This window comes from Pseudomonas sp. NPDC090755, from assembly GCF_044769005.1.
Taxonomy (GTDB): domain Bacteria; phylum Pseudomonadota; class Gammaproteobacteria; order Pseudomonadales; family Pseudomonadaceae; genus Aquipseudomonas.
Window position 1 is genome coordinate 31,218 of record NZ_JBIVXC010000016.1, and the last position, 17,006, is coordinate 48,223.

Annotated in this window: 15 protein-coding genes; 5 read left to right on the plus strand and 10 right to left on the minus strand. The window is 55.1% G+C overall.

Annotated features, from left to right (window positions below; all coding sequences use genetic code 11):
- The first annotated feature begins 8 nt into the window (after nt 1–8).
- On the plus strand, nt 9–863 hold the full coding sequence (locus ACIQUS_RS20610) for a LysR substrate-binding domain-containing protein (protein ID WP_403050645.1): 855 nt from the start codon (nt 9–11) through the stop codon (nt 861–863).
- Between the two features lie 6 nt (nt 864–869).
- Here the strand turns inward: ACIQUS_RS20610 and ACIQUS_RS20615 are convergent, their stop codons facing one another.
- From ACIQUS_RS20615 to ACIQUS_RS20640, 6 genes are all read right to left on the minus strand, one after another.
- The gene (locus ACIQUS_RS20615; protein ID WP_403050648.1) at nt 870–1,544 is read right to left on the minus strand and encodes a polysaccharide lyase family 7 protein; all 675 of its coding nucleotides are present in this window, start codon (nt 1,542–1,544) and stop codon (nt 870–872) included.
- 336 nt (nt 1,545–1,880) lie between these two features.
- Nucleotides 1,881–3,233, minus strand: coding sequence for a glutamine synthetase family protein (locus tag ACIQUS_RS20620; protein WP_403050651.1), 1,353 nt, complete (start codon nt 3,231–3,233; stop codon nt 1,881–1,883).
- Nucleotides 3,234–3,256: 23 nt separating this feature from the next.
- Entirely contained in the window at nt 3,257–3,814 is a 558-nt protein-coding gene (locus ACIQUS_RS20625) for a helix-turn-helix domain-containing protein (RefSeq protein WP_403050654.1), read from the minus strand.
- A gap of 12 nt (nt 3,815–3,826) precedes the next feature.
- Nucleotides 3,827–5,116: an NAD(P)/FAD-dependent oxidoreductase gene (locus tag ACIQUS_RS20630; RefSeq protein WP_403050657.1), complete on the minus strand. Its 1,290-nt coding sequence runs from the start codon at nt 5,114–5,116 to the stop codon at nt 3,827–3,829.
- 633 nt (nt 5,117–5,749) lie between these two features.
- Nucleotides 5,750–6,415 carry a helix-turn-helix transcriptional regulator gene (locus ACIQUS_RS20635; RefSeq protein ID WP_403050660.1) on the minus strand — a complete coding sequence of 222 codons (666 nt, stop codon included), beginning with the start codon at nt 6,413–6,415 and terminating at the stop codon, nt 5,750–5,752.
- Nucleotides 6,416–6,484: 69 nt separating this feature from the next.
- Entirely contained in the window at nt 6,485–6,934 is a 450-nt protein-coding gene (locus ACIQUS_RS20640) for a multidrug/biocide efflux PACE transporter (RefSeq protein ID WP_403050663.1), read from the minus strand.
- A 707-nt stretch (nt 6,935–7,641) separates the two neighbouring features.
- Here ACIQUS_RS20640 and ACIQUS_RS20645 point away from each other — a divergent pair.
- The 4 genes from ACIQUS_RS20645 to ACIQUS_RS20660 all read left to right on the plus strand — a co-directional run bounded on the left by ACIQUS_RS20645 (nt 7,642) and on the right by ACIQUS_RS20660 (nt 10,517).
- Nucleotides 7,642–9,366: a hypothetical protein gene (locus ACIQUS_RS20645; RefSeq protein WP_403050666.1), complete on the plus strand. Its 1,725-nt coding sequence runs from the start codon at nt 7,642–7,644 to the stop codon at nt 9,364–9,366.
- Between the two features lie 194 nt (nt 9,367–9,560).
- Entirely contained in the window at nt 9,561–9,743 is a 183-nt protein-coding gene (locus tag ACIQUS_RS20650; protein WP_403050955.1) for a hypothetical protein, read from the plus strand.
- Nucleotides 9,744–9,813: 70 nt separating this feature from the next.
- Nucleotides 9,814–10,032: a DUF6602 domain-containing protein gene (locus ACIQUS_RS20655; RefSeq protein WP_403050669.1), complete on the plus strand. Its 219-nt coding sequence runs from the start codon at nt 9,814–9,816 to the stop codon at nt 10,030–10,032.
- 11 nt (nt 10,033–10,043) lie between these two features.
- The gene (locus ACIQUS_RS20660; protein ID WP_403050672.1) at nt 10,044–10,517 is read left to right on the plus strand and encodes a hypothetical protein; all 474 of its coding nucleotides are present in this window, start codon (nt 10,044–10,046) and stop codon (nt 10,515–10,517) included.
- Nucleotides 10,518–11,255: 738 nt separating this feature from the next.
- Here ACIQUS_RS20660 and ACIQUS_RS20665 read toward each other — a convergent pair.
- The 4 genes from ACIQUS_RS20665 to ACIQUS_RS20680 form a co-directional block, all read right to left on the minus strand.
- A complete protein-coding gene (locus tag ACIQUS_RS20665; protein ID WP_403050675.1) occupies nt 11,256–13,040 on the minus strand; it encodes a UvrD-helicase domain-containing protein in 1,785 nt (594 codons plus the stop codon).
- On the minus strand, nt 13,037–15,178 hold the full coding sequence (locus ACIQUS_RS20670) for an ATP-dependent nuclease (RefSeq protein ID WP_403050678.1): 2,142 nt from the start codon (nt 15,176–15,178) through the stop codon (nt 13,037–13,039). Before ACIQUS_RS20670 ends, ACIQUS_RS20665 begins: the two co-directional genes overlap by 4 nt.
- Before the next feature lie 472 nt (nt 15,179–15,650).
- The gene (locus ACIQUS_RS20675; RefSeq protein WP_403050681.1) at nt 15,651–15,992 is read right to left on the minus strand and encodes a DUF6124 family protein; all 342 of its coding nucleotides are present in this window, start codon (nt 15,990–15,992) and stop codon (nt 15,651–15,653) included.
- A 320-nt stretch (nt 15,993–16,312) separates the two neighbouring features.
- Entirely contained in the window at nt 16,313–16,909 is a 597-nt protein-coding gene (locus ACIQUS_RS20680; RefSeq protein ID WP_403050684.1) for a TetR/AcrR family transcriptional regulator, read from the minus strand.
- Nucleotides 16,910–17,006 lie beyond the last annotated feature (97 nt).

Consider the following 17,006-nt stretch of genomic DNA (forward strand, 5'->3'; position numbering starts at 1 on the left):
TATCGATAATGCTAAAGCACTGGCCCCCCCTGAACACCCTGCGTGGTTTTGAAGCGGCGGCGCGCCTGGGCAGCTTTCACAAGGCGGCCGAGGAGCTGCACCTGACCCAGTCGGCGATCAGCCAGCAGATTCGAGGCCTGGAAAGCTACCTGGAGCAGCCGCTGTTCTATCGCCAGGGGCGCAGCGTGGCCCTGACCGATGCCGGTCACGACCTGCTCAGCACCACCCAGGTGCTGCTGCAACAACTGGCCGTGGGCATCCGCCGCCTGGAGCAGTACCGCAAGCCCAATCAGCTGGTGGTCAACACCACCCCGGCCTTCGCCCGGCACTGGCTGGTGCCGAATCTCGAAGACTTTCATCGTCAGCACCCGCAGGTGGACGTCTGGCTGTTCACCAGCGACGAGATTCCGGACATGAGCGAGCAAACCATCGACATCGCCATCCGCGATGACATCAGCGCGCAAGCCGAATGCGCCTTTCGCGTATTGCTGCACGATCGCCTGTACCCGGCCTGCCACCCGCGGGTGCTGGCCGTGGCCGTCGAGTCACGTACCACCTTGCATGGTGAGCGCGAAATGGACTGGAGCCACTGGCAACTACAAGGCGGTGCCGACATCGGGCAAAAACTGCAAGGCCTGAACTTCTCCGACCCCGGCCTGCTGCTCGACGCCGCCAGCCAGGGACTGGGTATTGCCCTGGTCAGCGAACTGCTGGCCGGGCGGGCGCGCGAGGAGGGCAGCCTGGTGCCCCTGACCGAACAGGATGTCAGCGGCCCGAAATGGGCCTGGCTGGTGCATCGCGACAGCGAAGACAACGCCTTGACCCGCAGCTTTTGCCAGTGGCTGGAGCACAAGCTCGGCTAGCCGGACTCAGACGTGGCGCAGTTGCAGGGTGCTGAGCACGCACACCGAGGCATCGCTGCTGGGGGTGTCGTCGTTGAAGTCGACCTGGTTGTACACGCCGCCGTGGAAGTTGAAGGTGTGGCCGTTCCAGCTGCTGTCCATCTGCAGGACACCGGTGCTGGCGCTGGCGCCGTTGCACTTGGCGGTGAGGGTCAACTGGCGTGCGTCGTTGACCTCGAGGGTGACGGTAAAGACAGCGTTTAGCGGCACGTTGCTCAACAGGGTGACGCTGGCCGGCGCCGGCTGGTTGAAACTCTTGCGAAAGCCGTAGGTGATCTTGCCCTTGTTCCAGAACACCTTGAGCACCGGGCTATCGTCGTCCTTCACATGCATCTGCGCGACCACCACCTTTTGCGCGAGGTTGACCTTGGTCAGGGTCATGACCTGGTGGTTGCGGTGCAGGGCGGCGCTGGCGAGTGACCAGTACAGCGGCTCCTTCCATTCGCAGCGGGTACGGTGGGTGCTCTTGCTGGCGGCGCCCTTGGTGGGCGCGGTGAAGCGCACCGAACCGTCGGCGAGGGTGGCGATGACCTTGGGCAGACGCTCCAGGGCTTGGGCACCGGTGAGCTCGAGGGCGACCGGGTCGGTGCTGGACTTGGGGACGGGGGTGGTGATGATCAGTTTGTCGATGTTGACGGACATGGGCGTTCTCCTGAACTGGGCATGGCTGCGACAAATTGTGTCGCGCCTGTCCTTGAACTTAGCTTCAGGGTAAACGAATCGTCAATGCTGGCAGCTAAAGTAATTTAGCTGGCGATGCAGCATCGCAAGGCCAGCCTGCGATAACCCAGTTGCGACTGAACGCCAATCCCCTGTAGCCGCTGCCGCCAGGCTGCGATCGACTGCGTAGCAGTCGCAACCCGGTCACCTCGTTGTGCCTGATGCACCGAGATCGCCAGGTTTTACGGTCGCTTCGCGACCGATCGCAGCCTGGCGGCAGCGGCTACACAGTCAGTCATCAGGCCATGAACCCACCAATCACATGAACCAGCGATACTCCCGTGCACTTACTTCCTGCATGAACGCCAGATGATCCTGGCGCTTGTTCTCGCAATAGACCATCACGAACTCACTGCCCAAGTGCTGGTTGACCACCGGGTGATGGCGCATGGCGCTGACCGCCGCCAGCATGTCCTTGGGAAAATCAATGCCGCTGTTGCGATCATCATTGAGCGGGGCAATAGGTTCGCGACCAGCATCCAGACCATGCTCCATACCACTGAGAATCGCCGCCAGCACCAGGTAAGGGTTGGCGTCTGCGCCGGCCAGGCGATGCTCTATACGCAGGTTGCGCGGGTCGGACTCAGGAATGCGGATGCACGCATCGCGATCTTCAAAACCCCAGCTCGCACGGCTGGCCGCGTTGACCATGGCGCCATAACGGCGCATGGCATTGTGGTTGCCAGCGAAGATCGGCATGCAGTGCGGCAGCAGTTCCAGGCAGCCGGCCACAGCATGGCGTAGGGGCCGCTGGGCATCGGCGGCCAGCAGGTTGTTGCCGTCGCGGTCGTACAGACTCACGTGCACATGCATGCCGCTGCCCGGCGCGTCCAGGTAGGGCTTGCTCATGAAGCTCGCGCGCATGCCGTGCTTGAGCGCCACGCCACGGGTGCTGCGGCAGAACAGCGCGGCCCAGTCGGCGGCGCGCAGGCCGTCGTCGCAGTGGCCGAAGTTGATCTCGAACTGGCCAGGGCCCAGTTCAGCGGTGATGACGTTGGCGTCCACGCCTTGTTCATTGGCGGCCTCGACCATTTCCCGGAGCACGTCGGAGTAACGCGACAGGCGCTCGATATGCATGTTCGGCTGGTCGTCGGCGTCGCCGCTGAACGGATCGCGAGGGAACTGTGGCAAACCATCCTTGAGCGCACGGTCGAACAGGTAGAACTCCAGCTCAAAGGCCACCACCGGACGAATCCCGCGCCGCTCCAGGCGCTGCAGCACCTGAGCCAGCACTTCCCGCGGCTCGAACTCGATGGGCGCCTGGGTACCGTCGGAGCTGATCAGCATCTGCCCCAGCGGCTGGTTCTCCCAGCGCACCGGCTTGAGCGTGCCGGGGATCAGCCGCCGTGGCGCGTCCGGGTCGCCGTCGCTGAAGCAGTAGTCGCCGATCGGGAACAGGCCACCCTGGACCCCCAGCAGCACGCAGTTCTGCGGCAGCTTCAGGGGGCTGCCGGCGGCGACCTTTTCGAGCATCTCGATGGGATAGCGCTTGCCGTAGAAGTGCCCCGGAATGTCCAGGCTGATCAGGTCGACATAGCGCACCTCGGGATTGAGCGTGCGAAAGTGGCGGACTTCACTGAGCAGATCGGGAAAGCTTTTTGTTGTTGTCATCTTATTGCGATCCTGCAGCGGGGTTAACGGAATACCCAGAGCACCCGGGTCGGATGTTCTGTCAGATTGGCGTAGCGAAACTGGCTGTGCGGCGGTAGCTGGAAACTGTCGTTGGGGCCCAGGGTGACCGGCTCCGGGCTGTCGTCGAGCCACAGGCTCAGCTGCCCTTCGAGTACGAAGCCGCCTTGTTCGGAGCTGTCGTCCAGGTGGCCTTCACCACTGGTGGCGCCCGGTGCCAGGTGGCTTTCGAGCATGGAGAAACCGCCGGTGAGCTTGGGCGAGACCAGCACGTCGGTGATGCCGCCGGCGTAGTACAGGGTGCGGCGCTCGCCCGGGCGGGTGACCCAGTCGATCTGCCGTGGCTTGCTCAGGTTGTAGAAGTAGGTGGTGGGCACATCCAGGGTTTCGCTGATGGCGGTAAGGTCGGCCACGGTGGGGCGCGACAGGCCGCGCTCGACCTGGGACAAAAAGCCCACCGAGCGGTCGATGCGCTGGGCCAGCTCGCCCAGGGTCAGGTTGCGGTGCTTGCGCAAGTCACGGATCAGGATCGCCAAACCTTCGATTTCGTCCTGCATATCCATGGTGCTGTCCTCTCAAATAGTGTCGCGCAGGCGGTACCAGGCCTTGGCCGCCGCTTCCAGGGGCGCGGCGAGCAGGTCGCCGCCGGGGAAGCGGCCGTTGTCGATGGCCTGGTACAGCTCAAGCAATTCGGTGTCGCCGAGAATGGCATCGCTGACGGCGCGGGCGCCGGCCAGGGTCGGCAGTACGCCATGCCCGGAAAAGCCCTGCAACCAGTAACGCTGCCCGGCGCGGCCGATATCCGGCGTGCGCTTGAGGCTGCAATCCAGATGCCCGCCCCAGGCATGCTCGATGGCCACCCCGCGTAGCTGCGGGAAGGCACGCTCCAGTACCGGCCGGGTAGCCGCCGCGACATCGCGGGGAATACCGCCCAGGTAGGTGCAGCCGCCGCCGAACAGCAGGCGGTGATCCGGGGTCAGGCGGAAGTAGTCGGGCACGAACTGGTTGTCGATCACACAGCTGTTGCGCGGCAGCAGCGAATGGGCGAGGGCAGGGTCCAGCGGCACGGTGGCCACCTGGTAGGAACCCACCGGCAACAGCCGCCGCGACAGTTGCCGATCGAGGCTGTCGATATAGGCGTTGCAGGCCAGCACCAGCACATCGCTGCGCACCTCGCCGTGCTCGGTGCGGGCGACGAAGCCGCTGGCGGTTTCCCGGTAGTCGAGCACCCGGGTCTGCTCATACAGGCGTCCGCCGGCCGCCTCGATGGCCGCGGCCAGGCCCTGGGCCAGCTTCAGCGGATTGAGGTGGGCGCCTTCGGGATCAAACAGCGCCGCCTGGTAGCGTGGGCTGTCGATCCACTCCGGCATCTCCTGGCGTTCGATCACCCGCAGTTGGTCGTAACCCCACTTGTGCGCCGCCTCGTGCTGGGCTTCACGCAACATCCCGACCCGTCGTGGCAGCACCGCCGTCCACAGGCTGCCGGGCCGGTAATCGATATTGAAACCATGCCGACGCGGCAGTTCACGCAACTCGGCGGCGGCCCAGCGCATGCTGTCCCACAGCCGCCGGGCCCGCTCGACGCCCAGGGCGTTTTCCAGTGGCGCCATATCGCATGACCAGCCCAGCAACGCCTGCCCGCCATTGCGCCCGGATGCTGCCCAGGCCACCCGACTGGCTTCCACCAGCGTCACCCGCTTGCCGGCCAGGGCCAGGCGCAGCGCCGTGTGCAGGCCGCTGAAACCGGCGCCGATGATCAGCACCTCGGTGTCGATGGATTCGTGCAGGGGATAACGCAGCGGGATCGGAGTAGGGAAGGTACGGGCGTAATAACTGGCGACATGCTGGGCGGACTGCTTGAACATGACGGGCCTCGTGAATTTTTATTGGTATATTTTCATGAAAAACTACCAGATAAATTTCACGAGGCCAACCCCGCACCGGCTTTGTACGAAAAGTAAATGTACCCATTTATGTGGGAGCCACTGTCTTGATTGCCTGACGCTGTAGCCGCTGCCGCCAGGCTGCGATCGGTCGCAGAGCGACCGTAAAACCTGGCGACTTCAGTCTGTCTGGTACACCGAGGTGACCGGATTGCGCCTGCTACGCAGTCGATCGCAGCCTCGTTCCTCGGCAGCGGCTACGGGGGTAAAACCGCTGCTGTAGCCGCTGCCGCCAGGCTGCGATCGGTCGCAGCGCGACCGTAAAACCTGGCGACTTCAGTCTGTCTGGTACAACGAGGTGACCGGATTGCGCCTGCTACGCAGTCGATCGCAGCCTTGTTCCTCGGCAGCGGCTACGGGGGTAAAACCGCTGCTGTAGCCGCTGCCGCCAGGCTGCGATCGGTCGCAGAGCGACCGTAAAACCTGGCGACTTCAGTCTGTCCGGTACAACGAGGTGACCGGGTTGCGCCTGCTACGCAGTCGATCGCAGCCTCGTTCCTCGGCAGCGGCTACAGGGTATAACCACTCCCACAGGACTTTTCGTACAAACCCTTGTCACAACCGCCGAGCGTTCCACACCAGCAGCACCCGCGCCTGGATGTGCAGCTTGTCCAGCGCGGCGCCTTCGATCAGCAGGGGCGGGTACAGCGGATTGTCGGAAATCATCCGCAACGCCCCGTCGGTGAGCCGTTGCAGACGCTTGATGAACAGGTCGCCATCAAGGCTGAAGACATAAATGGCGTCGGTACGCACCTCATTGATGCCCCGGTCCACCAGCAGCGCATCGCCGTCATTGAAGGTGCCGGCCATGCTGTCGCCGTCGCCGGCAATCACCGCCAGGTTGTGCAGGCTGGAATAACTGACGCCCTGGCTGCGCAGCCAGTCCTGGTGCACCGTCAGGTCGCGGATCACCTCGACCTGGCTCGGCGGCGTCTGGCCACGGCCCATGGAGGCGCGGATATCGAAGTGGGGGATGGTGACGAAGCCAGGCACCGGCTGCACGGCGGCCGGGTCCTGGAGCACATCCATCCAGCCGCCCTCCAGGCCTTCGGCGGCCTCGATGCGCCGGGCCACCTCGTCACCGAGGTTCTTCTCGGTCTTGTGCGAGAGAATCTGACTCAAATGCGCCGGGCTCATGCCCCAGCGTTCGGCGCAACTGGCCTTGCGCTGGGTGCCGATCAGGCGCAGCAGGTTGGTCTTGCGAATATCGTGAATAGTCATGGGCGCCCGGAGCCATCCTTTAGCTATGTGCTAAAGGCTAAACCAAAAGCGCCCTGATACCAAATGGCCTTACTGCACCTGCAGGCCGCCGATCCGCGCTTTGAGCAGCCGCTGGCGCAGCAGGTCATAGGCCCAGTTGTAGGCCATGGTGTAGGGCAGCATGAAGGCGAAGAACCCGATCTCCAGCATGAACGCCTGCACCAGCGACAGGTTGAGCATCAGCGCCGCGATCGGCACCCCGATCAGCACGAAACCGATCTCGAAGCCTGCGGCGTGCAGGGCCCGCACCTTGACCCCACGGGTCACCCGCTCGGCAGGCCAGAGGCGGTCGAAGGCGGTGTTGTAGAGCATGTTCCAGAGCATCGCCACGGTCGACAACACCAGGGCCAGGGCACCCACCTCAAGCACCGAACGGTTCAGCAACCAGGCACCGATGGGTGCACAGATCAGCACGGCAATGGCCTCGAAGCCTACGGCGTGGACGATACGCTCGGCGAAGGATTTGTGGGAAGTGAGCATGACAACACCTGAGTGGTTGGGTTTGATGGGGGGGATTGTCATCGGTTTTTTGGGGAGGGGGAAAATGGGTTGTATCGGGAAAAGCGATGGATTGGGTGCTGTCATGATCTTGGAGCTTGAGGCTGCGTGATCTGAAGCTGGTGAGGCATTGCCTTAAATGGGAAGAAGCAAGGCAGATTGAAGCCGGCGGGTTTCGACCCATAGCAGACGTTCAGCGCCACAGAGATTCCAATCGGTTCAGCAGGTAAGACATTTGCAATGTGTAGTGATCCACAAGCACCGAGACCGTCGTACGCACTTTGTTTGTCGCGCAAGGACACGCGTAAAAATCCGGGGGTAACCGGGCAAAACCAAAGTTAGAAATCAGACGAGCTCGTTCAGCGTTTTTGCACTTTGGCCGTATGTCGTCATGGGTGGAGGACCTGTACTGAGTGATTGGTGTTCCCCATGCTGAATTCCTTGGGCAGGTTGACGCCATTCTTTGCGTCAAGGATCTGTGCCATACCGCTAACGGCAATCTCCGCCGGTGTGTTGCTGCCGATGTAGATTCTTACCGAGCCACGCAGGCGTGCGGATGAGGTTGTTAGTTGCTGAGGCTCGATTAGAAAGGGCCGTCCGGCGCACAATTACCAGTGCTCCGCTTGTAAATCAGGACTCGGCCGAAGCAGCCGAGCGGGCTTAACACAACCCATACGGAAACGATGCAAATGGATAAAGCGTTGCTTGAGAAAGTTGAAAAGCTTGTGGATGAAAAATACCTTTCCCTGGATTTACCTCACTTGGACTGGACGCTTGTGGCCTGGTACCTGCTGACCGCGTTCGAGGATCATCAAATCTGGATGTTCCGGATTGCCGCCAAGGATGAGTCGCAGAACCGGAAGCTCGAAGGCTTGGTCGACCGCCTCAAATACTCCATCAAATACGCACTTCTGCGGGCAAAAACCGAGGTCAAGACGGATTCCAATCATGAAGTCCCTCGGAGAACATCTGACATTTTGTGCCGTCGAGCGATTGCCATCATTCAGGAAGGTATGAAGTACAGCGCGGCCATGCAGATCATCTCTTCGGTATACGGTAAGAAGGTGGACTTAAAGCAAGTCGACAATGCCATCCAGCTCGAAGTGATTGATGACGTTTATCACGATTCCTCCTATTCCGTTCTGGAGGTGATAGGTCATATCGAGCCAGGAGTCATCACGTACTCCTTGATATTGCTTTCCTGGATAAAGGCGACCGATGATCTTCCGAGCGTTGTCAGGCTGATTGCTGAGACGGTGAAGTTAAAAAATCGAGTTCTGCGCTATGACTACCTGCCGCACCTCGCCCATCAGCTTGCTCTGGTTCTCTGTCAGCAACCTTTTCTCATTCCCGATGGTTGGATATTCGAGTGGGGAGGTCGCCAGGAAACCACGCTTCTGCTCAACGCCTTGGCGATCAGGTGCATGTACCACCTTACCGCCGTGGAATTTGGTGCCCGGAGATACAAATTGAAGGGCGGCGGTGACGAATCGTTGGTCCTGGTTCTGAGCCGAGAACAGCTGATCAGTGACCTAATCGAGATGTCCTCAATCGACGAATCAGCTGTAGGCTCATTCGTTGACCGTCTAGCATTTGGAAATCAGGTGGACGCACCTGATCTTGCGCTCCAACCCTTCATCAAGCTAGCCGGCGGCAAGCTGGCGCTGCCCTGCATACATATCATCAGTTCCCATCTAGAACGCAATCTGCTCACCCTGCAGGCCCGTCAGGAGCCGAAACGATTTAACGCTCAAAGCGGGTTGTTCGAAGACAAAATGGTTGAGGACCTTTTGGCAAAGGTCGGCACCAAGTGGCCTCTGCACAGAGCTAATGTCCACGTGGCGCTGGGCAGGGTAACCGAAGAGTTGGACCTGGTTCTGGTGGACCCGCAGAGCAAAATGGTATTCATTGGTGAGCTCAGGTGGATGCTTCCGCCGGGAGATCCCCGGGAGGTGACCAACAGAAAGAACGTCTGCGGTGAAAAGGTTGTGCAGCTGCGAAGAAAGTACAACGCCGTTAAAAAACATCTGACCGACCTGCTGCAAAACGTGTTCGCCATTCAGTCAGATGACTCCTGGGAAGTGTGTGGCGCGGTCATCATCGAGGGCTTTGGTGGGGCGAGAAGCGCTGACGATGATCTTCCGGTATTGGTCAAGTACATTGCCGAGGTCGGACTGGAAGGCTCAGACAGTCTTCGTCAGTTCGCTGCATGGAGTACATCGCTGGAATGGCTACCCCAAGAAGACGTGCATTTCGACAGAGGTCACGACCGGATTGAGACCAGTGCGGAAACGATTGAATACTCAACGTTCGGGACCATCTGTGCACCCTATGAGTACCGTCAATTCTTGGCTGACACATTGAAGCGTTTTGCGTCACAGCCGGAGCAACTGGAACAATCCGTTCCAGCTTGATGGATATCTGCCCGTCATCGTTATCTTCACCGGTGGCGGGTAGTTTTTGACTGGCAGCCGTCCAAGAGCGAAGTTCATAACGCCTGCTAAGTGGTCAACGCAGAGTGAAACTGGCCTGGCTCTCGCGCGACGTAAATGACACAAATAGCATCAGATGCTGCCAGGTAGGGTGATTTGAGTCATTTAAAGGGCAGCTGCGCGAGTGTTTGGGCCGAGTTGTGTACACGCATAAGGCTCATGAAAAGTTCGCCGACAACTACGCTGCCACGTTGCGACGTCTGAAGACTTCGGAGATCGTGCTGTCTACCGCGACTGCGTTTGGTGCTGTGATTGTGGCCGCATTCGACCCAGAGCTGCCCTTGGCAGAGAGCAACTGACAGCCATTTGCAGTCCCTCCGAGACTCCTACAGAATCGTGGCTCACGCAAATCCAAAAAAGAGCTGCCGAATGAAACCGCTAGTCGAATACTGCCAAGGAGCTGTTAAAGCATTGAATGCTCAATATGAAATGAGCAACGTGCTAGGTCACTCTGCCACCGCTGGGTCGGCGCGCGAGCGTCTTATCCAAGACTTTCTCATTGCGCATCTCCCAGAAATGACCAGCGTTGTGAGTGGGATGATTATTGACTCGAACGGGGGCGCTCAAAACAACAAGACATTGTTCTGATGTTGCGGTCTATGCCAAGATTACCTTTTGCTAGCGGCCATGATCTTATATTTCAGGAGGGAACTGTAGCGACTTTCGAAATTAAAATCCAAATCTCCCCATCTACTCTCGACGCTATTGCGATCAATATTGAAAGCGTGAACACGCTAGTACCAAGCACATTGGAGGGAGTTCAGTTAGGCGATTTAGACTGGCCATATGCAAGGATATTGAATGTTGTTCTAACATATGGAGGCTCTGCTTTGGATGTCATTGAGCGCAAACTAATGGAGCTACCCGCTGCAGGTCAGCCAGATGTCTATTTGGATCTAACAAAAGGGATTCTGATTAAGAACGACGGAGTGCTATTTGGTCATGACGGTACTGCTGCATACATTCGCTTCAACGAAGCGGGGGTGGGTTTGGCTCGCTTACTTGCGTTACTGTCAAAAGTAACCGGTCGCTTAGTAATGCGTGGCGTGCAGTGGGAGGCGTATATCTCTTGATTATTTCATTGCATATCAGCTTTGCAGGGGTTGCTGATTGATGCGTTTATGGATATATGTACAGCCTCTCGCTGACAAAACACTCAGTCGCAACTAACGTCCGCTTTTGGCCGAAAACAGTCTGCTGAGATCGCCCCATAGCTGCCGTCGAACTGAGCGGTGAGCTTGGCCGATAGAGGTAGGTAATCATCGGTCAGAGGGACATGCCTTACCCCTCGCTACCTTCGCGGAGCGGTTTAGCCTCTATTGAACCCACTACGCGGAATAGCCCCAGAGTTGAGTCTCGGCTGGATGTTACTCATTACGTAAACTTCAACGCAGCCTTCGAACCGCTCATCATCCTGATACTCTGCATCTAGTACCCGTCACTTTTTAGAAGCGTGAAAGGCGGGGGCTAGGAGAGGTCGCTGCTGGATAGGATCAGTCTTTGGCATATTCCTTATAGACTACGAGAAGGGCCGGCTTCATTTTTTGCACACGCTAAGCTCATTGATAGCAACGGGACAAAAGTCTACCTATAATGTGTATCTAAAAGGCTCGACTCCTTGCGAACCTTAACAATCGGAACAATACAGGAAGCCCAAGCATAAATTATTTTCGCACAATCGTACTCTCTGAAAGCATATAAGTTATCCGCAGTCCCAGGTAATATGCTATCCACCTAACGGTGGTAGTAGAAACGCTGCAAACCTCACCTAAACTAAATAACGCTCACGAACTTTTAGATAAGACTGCCTGCTATACTCCAGTATCATACAGAAACTTGACACCGGAAAGAACCTTCGTCGGACTCTTATGGGTCTTAGCTTCTGATATCAAGAAAAGATTTTTCTTCGCCCTTGAACAGACCACATATAGCAGCTTGTTGGCGCTATCTGTGCTTCGCTTAGCCGCCCAATGCGGCACTAAACCTTCAAGCAAAGAAAATGAAATCACATTTTCGAATTCCGCACCCTTTATACCATGTATGGTTGATATAGTAATTCCAGCCCGAGGCTTGAATGCTCTCTTAAAGAATTCAATACCTTCAATTAAGTCAAGTCCATCTTTCTTGGCTTTGGTTATCTTCTTGCGTGATGATTCAAAGAAGGATTGATAATGCTGATCCAAATCGGGGTAGCTCGTAATATCAATTATATCAACGATTTCTAAAAAACTCGCAAAATAATGCTCAAGATATCTCAGTCCATCACTTTCATTAGAAGTTACCTGGTTGAGTTCTCGAAGCAGCTCTTTGTTACTGAGTGGGCAATCACAGCCAGCATCTGACAAAGAGCTAAGAATTTCCGTTGCCCAACGCATGCGTCTGATATACATATCAGGTGCGGGTTCTGAAAGGCAAATCCGGCTCAGCTTGTACCAAAAATTATCCAATTCACGTCCGAACGGGATCATGCCTGGCCCGTTGAATCTATATTCGGGACGCTTTGCCATGAGACGCCTAGTTAAGGCCGCCAACGATGGCCACTGAGGACCAACGATACAGATCTCCTCCTCTGTACATTTCAAGTCTTTTAAACAAAAATCGATTAAGTTACATACTCTTTCTTCTAGTTGGCTGCTTGGCAAGTCCTTGTCCCAAACGATGAGACTTTTATGATTTTTATTTTCGCCTTCCGCGATGGTTGCAGCTTTTACGACCTGGAAGTTTGAATAATAATCAACTAGATTTTGACTTGTACGATAATTCTGGTTCAGTGAAAGCTCTGTAACATCAAGCTGCGAGCGCTTTTTGAATTCCGCATAGGCAATGGCATGCCCACCCAGGCTTTCAAAAATGGCTTGGTTCGGATCGCCAACGACAAAGGCCTTAGTTTTTCCATTGCCCGACTTATATATAGAAAATAATATAGAGTATTGTATAAACTTAGTATCTTGATACTCGTCTAGAGCAATCAACTCGAACACTTCCGAAAGCGTCCTTGGAATTACCGGGTGCGACGTCAAAATTTTTTCTGCAAAATATAGAATCAGCTCGAAATCAATTTGCCTATTTTCTTTTAAGATAGAGAAATAGGTTCTGAGAACTTTTCTAATATTGGCATGCTTGGATAAATCGTTGCAGAGAAGAGCTACCTTTCCGTCCATGAAATGATAATTGCAATCGTAAGTACTTATTCGCTGATCACTAACTGTTGAGCAAATCTCCTCAAGAATTCTCTCAGTGTCCGGCTGGTTAATGATTGTAAAGCCACTTTCTAGCCTCGGTTCATAAATGGCATAAGGTCTCAGGATCCACTCAAGGCAGAAAGAGTGGATAGTACCTATCCATAGCCGCGAAGTATCAAGGCCGAGTGCCTCAATTCGTTCTAAGATCTCGTCGGCAGCTCTATGCGTATAAGTAATTGCTACGATGTATTTTTTTGAAGTCTCAAGATTAGTTAGCGCGACAGCTATTTTAAAAGCTAGCGTACGCGTTTTGCCACTTCCTGGGCATGCCGATAGGAATACGCTGCCAGGTGTATTGATCGCCAGGATTTGGCTTTTATTCAGTCCATGTTCAACTAGGTCGATCAACGTCAAGACTCCACCGTTAGCTGTATGATGGGGTCTTCATCGCTGACCAGACCCTTCAGTTCATCCATCATATCATCATACGTCACGTCGCCATTTTCATGTGATTGGATCATAACCTCGACTGAGCGGGCTAAATCATGTAGACGTTTATGGTACGTACTATTCAAAATGGCATTTGTTCTATATTTTAATATTTTAAGCCGGCTGGCTGCAGAAAGCTTTTCGGATGCACCATAAACCGCTTCCAAAATGTACTCAGGTATATTCGTGTTCTCTGTAATCTGGTCAGCCAATAAAATTGCAAACCATCCCTTGCCAGCGTACTTCGCCATGGCAAGAACTCTCTTCCCTGAAATCGCTATGCTGCCATCAGCAATCTCTGATCTGGACTGTTTTTTGGTGTCGTCGTCAGAGTAGACACTATCCACAACGCCGCAAACTTCATAATCATTTTCAGCTTTTAAAAAATCAACTTCAAAGGTATGCTGCGCATAAAATACATTCGTGTAAGGGTTGTCTTTACAATAAGCCTCCAGCCTGATTTGCCTGGTTAAGCCAGCAGCGTCCGACCCTTTCATTTTTCTTTTGTATTTTTTTTCGGCAACTGAGTCATTTTCATAGATTGTCATATCACCGATTGCCTTGTCGCGATCAGTAATTATGCTACACATACGCTTAATTCTAGATTTGTGGAAAACGCATGCAATATTTTCGAAACCCGTGCTCCGAATGTTGATGAGGCTCACACCAAGCTCGTCGAGGCTCACCCCTAAGACTTTTTTGAACAAAACAGGAATGATAAACTCTTCCGCATCTCCCTCGATCAAAACTACGCCCCTCGCAAATAATAGGCTACTTCGAGTTGCATCCAGATAGCGCTGAAGATGGCGAATTTCGTCAGGTGTTAAGCCAGTCGAAGGCTGATAGGATTCACAACGCTTTCCTTTACGAGCAAGAACGTTAACGGTCTCTATGTTACTTGCTTCGGAAATTTGCGTTGAGTGTGTTGAATAGATTATTTGAGTGTTTGGATATGTTATATTTTCAAAAAGCGTTTTCTGAATATGCGTGTGGATGTGAGCTTCCGGCTCTTCAATTAACAGGAAATTAATAGAAGTTTCTTTCTGTTTTTGATATTTGAATTCCAGCAGCTTAAGGGTTAGATAAATTAAGTTCGCCCCACCCAAGCTTAGCTCATTTATATCCCCTGCGTATGACTCATCCGTTTCTCCGACAAACAACTTCAGGGATTGAAGTAACTTTTCAGCTTCGCTGGGAAGATCTGACTTTATGTGCAGGCTCGCTGGCGCATATGCGTTCCCAGCGGTTTCACTTATTGTCACTTGAATGTCTCTGCGCACATCTTGAACGTCTTGCAACTTCTCGATGTCAAGGTTAAGGTTGCAGGCAGCCTGCGTAACACTCGCATACTTTGCCTTATCTATCTGCTGACTTTTTCTAGTCAATAAATTCAAAAGCGGATTTTGTCTGTTCCCACTAAAATCGGAAACAACATCTCTTAAAGCCTTAACAAACGTGAACGATACTTCCTTTGAAATTGACAGCTGATGAGGAATTCTGGTTCCTATGTGTTTAGAGTCTACTGCCGGGAAAAGGACTTTATCAAAATCTCCAACAATCTCTCTGTACCGATCAGCGTTTGTGAAATCCACATCACTCCTTCCAGTAAAAATCGTTTCATAATCGTCTACTGAAATTTCATCTTGCAGGGCCATCAAAGATGCCTTATCACCAGGCTTTATCTCGCTTAGCTTTTTTCTGATATGTTTATTTGGTCTAAACAGCAGATTGTAGCTAGCTCTGCTAATTGCAGAGCCTGTCATGATGGCAGCTTGGTGAATGAATAGAGACTGTATAGATTCTTCAGGGCTCAGATCGTCAAATTCTAGACTTATTACAATCCAATGCCCCTTCCAGCTAGTGGTCTTGCGATGAAAATCCAGCTCGGAGAGATCATGTGCGGCTCGATAAATGTTAGAGTCGAGTAGAAGTCGAATAGCCCGAAATAAATTCGTTTTACCAGAACCATTCTCACCTATGATTGTATTAATCCCAGGTTTGAAAGAAAACTTGGCAGACTCAAAGTTCCTATAATTAACTAGTGCCACTTTCGAAAGGTGCATCCGGCCAGTCCCTGTATCCGTGCGGTGACAGGACAGTATCAAATCGCCATGCCGTTGTCTTCTGCCCTTTGAGCATCCAACGCATCATGCTTTTAACGATTAGAGGAGTATTTCTCGGGTGCTAGTGAACTCTGTGACTTACAGAAGACTTTCGTTTCAGGGGTTGTAGCCATCCTGGTGCTTAGCCTACTCGAAATTCGACGCCCACTGGCTGCTCTTGGCCGATACCTGTCCGTCACGAAGGGCAGCAAATGCAGGGGCGCGTTCTATCAAAAGCACAACAGACAGTTCAGATTTGCGCTTTGTGCAGATTTGCATTGCAGGCTCGTAGCCGCTGCCGCCAAGCTGCGATCATCTGCAACACAGGCCCAAAAGTACGCCCAGCCACCTCACCGCAACGCCGAACACCCACTCAACGCATCATCCCACATCGACGGGCCGCACCTGCGGCCCTTGGCACAACCTTCAACAATCACTCAACCGAAGCGTGATCCACCTGCCCGGCACGGCGCACAAACGCCGCCGTCGTGGACCGTGCCTCCACCTCATCCAGCAACGCCTCCACCAGCGCCAGGCTCATCTCCAACGAATGCTGGGTAGCCCAGAGCAGCCCACGGACATCGGGCTCAACCTTCTCACAGGCCTGTGCATTGGTTTGGTAAGCGCTTTTGAGCAGGATACTGGCGTGGACCAGGGCGTCTTCGGACGAGACTCCGGTTCGGACAGCGAACAATGGGGCATGGCTGCCGTTGCAGGAGCCGAAGGTGGTGCTGGTTTTGGTTACAAGCGGGGGATCGGGAACGGGTTTTGTCATGGTGGTGCTCCTTCGTAGTTAAAGGATCCGCCACCGACTGCCGCCAAGCAGGGAAGGGTGACGGACTACGCAAGGTTGGCGGACCGGTACGAAGGAACCGGCACTTCCGAAGAAGTCCATGCGCAGCCCGCCATAAAGCAGCATCGCGGGCACAAAAAAAGCGCCTGCGACGGTGAAAATGGGGCGCTTTGCGCCTTCGTCCCGGGCCGCCAAGCCCGAGTCGCTGGATTTACAGCGACAGGAGGAGGGTAGCGAGGTTAGAGGGCAGATTCAAGGGGAGGAGCCTGAGCCGAACCCGCCCGCAAGCTCCTGAACACCAGCTATCGCTGATCACGCTCCGGCAACACTGCCAACGCACACTCACAGGCACTACGCAACGCCACCGCCGGCACCCCATCCCGTGCCTGCACAGAGATACCGTGCAAGAACGTGGCATAAAAATGCCCCAACGCCTCAACGTCCGCATCGACCGGCAACTGCCCGTCCTCCCGGGCTTTATGCAGCCGCGAGATGATCGACTCGGTGCGCTGCCGACGATGCCCGGACAACCACGTGAAGACCCCGGTGTTCTCCGGCGCGACCCCACTGGCCGCACTCACTACCAAACAGCCGCGAGGTTCGTCGGCCCGGGTGTAGGTGCCGATGGCGGCATCGAGCATCTGCGCCAGCGCCTGGCGAATGTCCGGCACGTCCAGGGCGCGATCGGCGAAGCCGCCTTCGGCGGATTCGTACAGCGCCACGGCCTCTTCGAACAGCTGCTGCTTGCTGCCGAAAGCCGCATAGATGCGCGCCGAAGCGATGCCCAGCGTAGACACCAGCATCGACATCGACGTGCCTTCATAGCCGTGTTCCCAGAACAACTGCATCGCCTTGCGCAACGCTTCCTGTTTGTCGAACTCCCTGGGACGTCCTGCCATCACCTGCCTGCCTTGAATGGGTTGAACGACCATTCTATCCAACTCGAGGTTGACGGCCAGCACTGATCGATCCTATTGTTTGCCGATCGACAAACAA

Excerpts from the sequence above, each read along its gene's own strand:
- ACIQUS_RS20610 (WP_403050645.1), top strand. The coding sequence starts at position 9 with ATGCTAAAGCACTGGCCCCCCCTGAACACCCTGCGTGGTTTTGAAGCG.
- ACIQUS_RS20615 (WP_403050648.1), bottom strand. The coding sequence starts at position 1,544 with ATGTCCGTCAACATCGACAAACTGATCATCACCACCCCCGTCCCCAAG.
- ACIQUS_RS20620 (WP_403050651.1), bottom strand. The coding sequence starts at position 3,233 with ATGACAACAACAAAAAGCTTTCCCGATCTGCTCAGTGAAGTCCGCCAC.
- ACIQUS_RS20625 (WP_403050654.1), bottom strand. The coding sequence starts at position 3,814 with ATGGATATGCAGGACGAAATCGAAGGTTTGGCGATCCTGATCCGTGAC.
- ACIQUS_RS20630 (WP_403050657.1), bottom strand. The coding sequence starts at position 5,116 with ATGTTCAAGCAGTCCGCCCAGCATGTCGCCAGTTATTACGCCCGTACC.
- ACIQUS_RS20635 (WP_403050660.1), bottom strand. The coding sequence starts at position 6,415 with ATGACTATTCACGATATTCGCAAGACCAACCTGCTGCGCCTGATCGGC.
- ACIQUS_RS20640 (WP_403050663.1), bottom strand. The coding sequence starts at position 6,934 with ATGCTCACTTCCCACAAATCCTTCGCCGAGCGTATCGTCCACGCCGTA.
- ACIQUS_RS20645 (WP_403050666.1), top strand. The coding sequence starts at position 7,642 with ATGGATAAAGCGTTGCTTGAGAAAGTTGAAAAGCTTGTGGATGAAAAA.
- ACIQUS_RS20655 (WP_403050669.1), top strand. The coding sequence starts at position 9,814 with ATGAAACCGCTAGTCGAATACTGCCAAGGAGCTGTTAAAGCATTGAAT.
- ACIQUS_RS20660 (WP_403050672.1), top strand. The coding sequence starts at position 10,044 with ATGCCAAGATTACCTTTTGCTAGCGGCCATGATCTTATATTTCAGGAG.
- ACIQUS_RS20670 (WP_403050678.1), bottom strand. The coding sequence starts at position 15,178 with ATGCACCTTTCGAAAGTGGCACTAGTTAATTATAGGAACTTTGAGTCT.
- ACIQUS_RS20675 (WP_403050681.1), bottom strand. The coding sequence starts at position 15,992 with ATGACAAAACCCGTTCCCGATCCCCCGCTTGTAACCAAAACCAGCACC.
- ACIQUS_RS20680 (WP_403050684.1), bottom strand. The coding sequence starts at position 16,909 with ATGGCAGGACGTCCCAGGGAGTTCGACAAACAGGAAGCGTTGCGCAAG.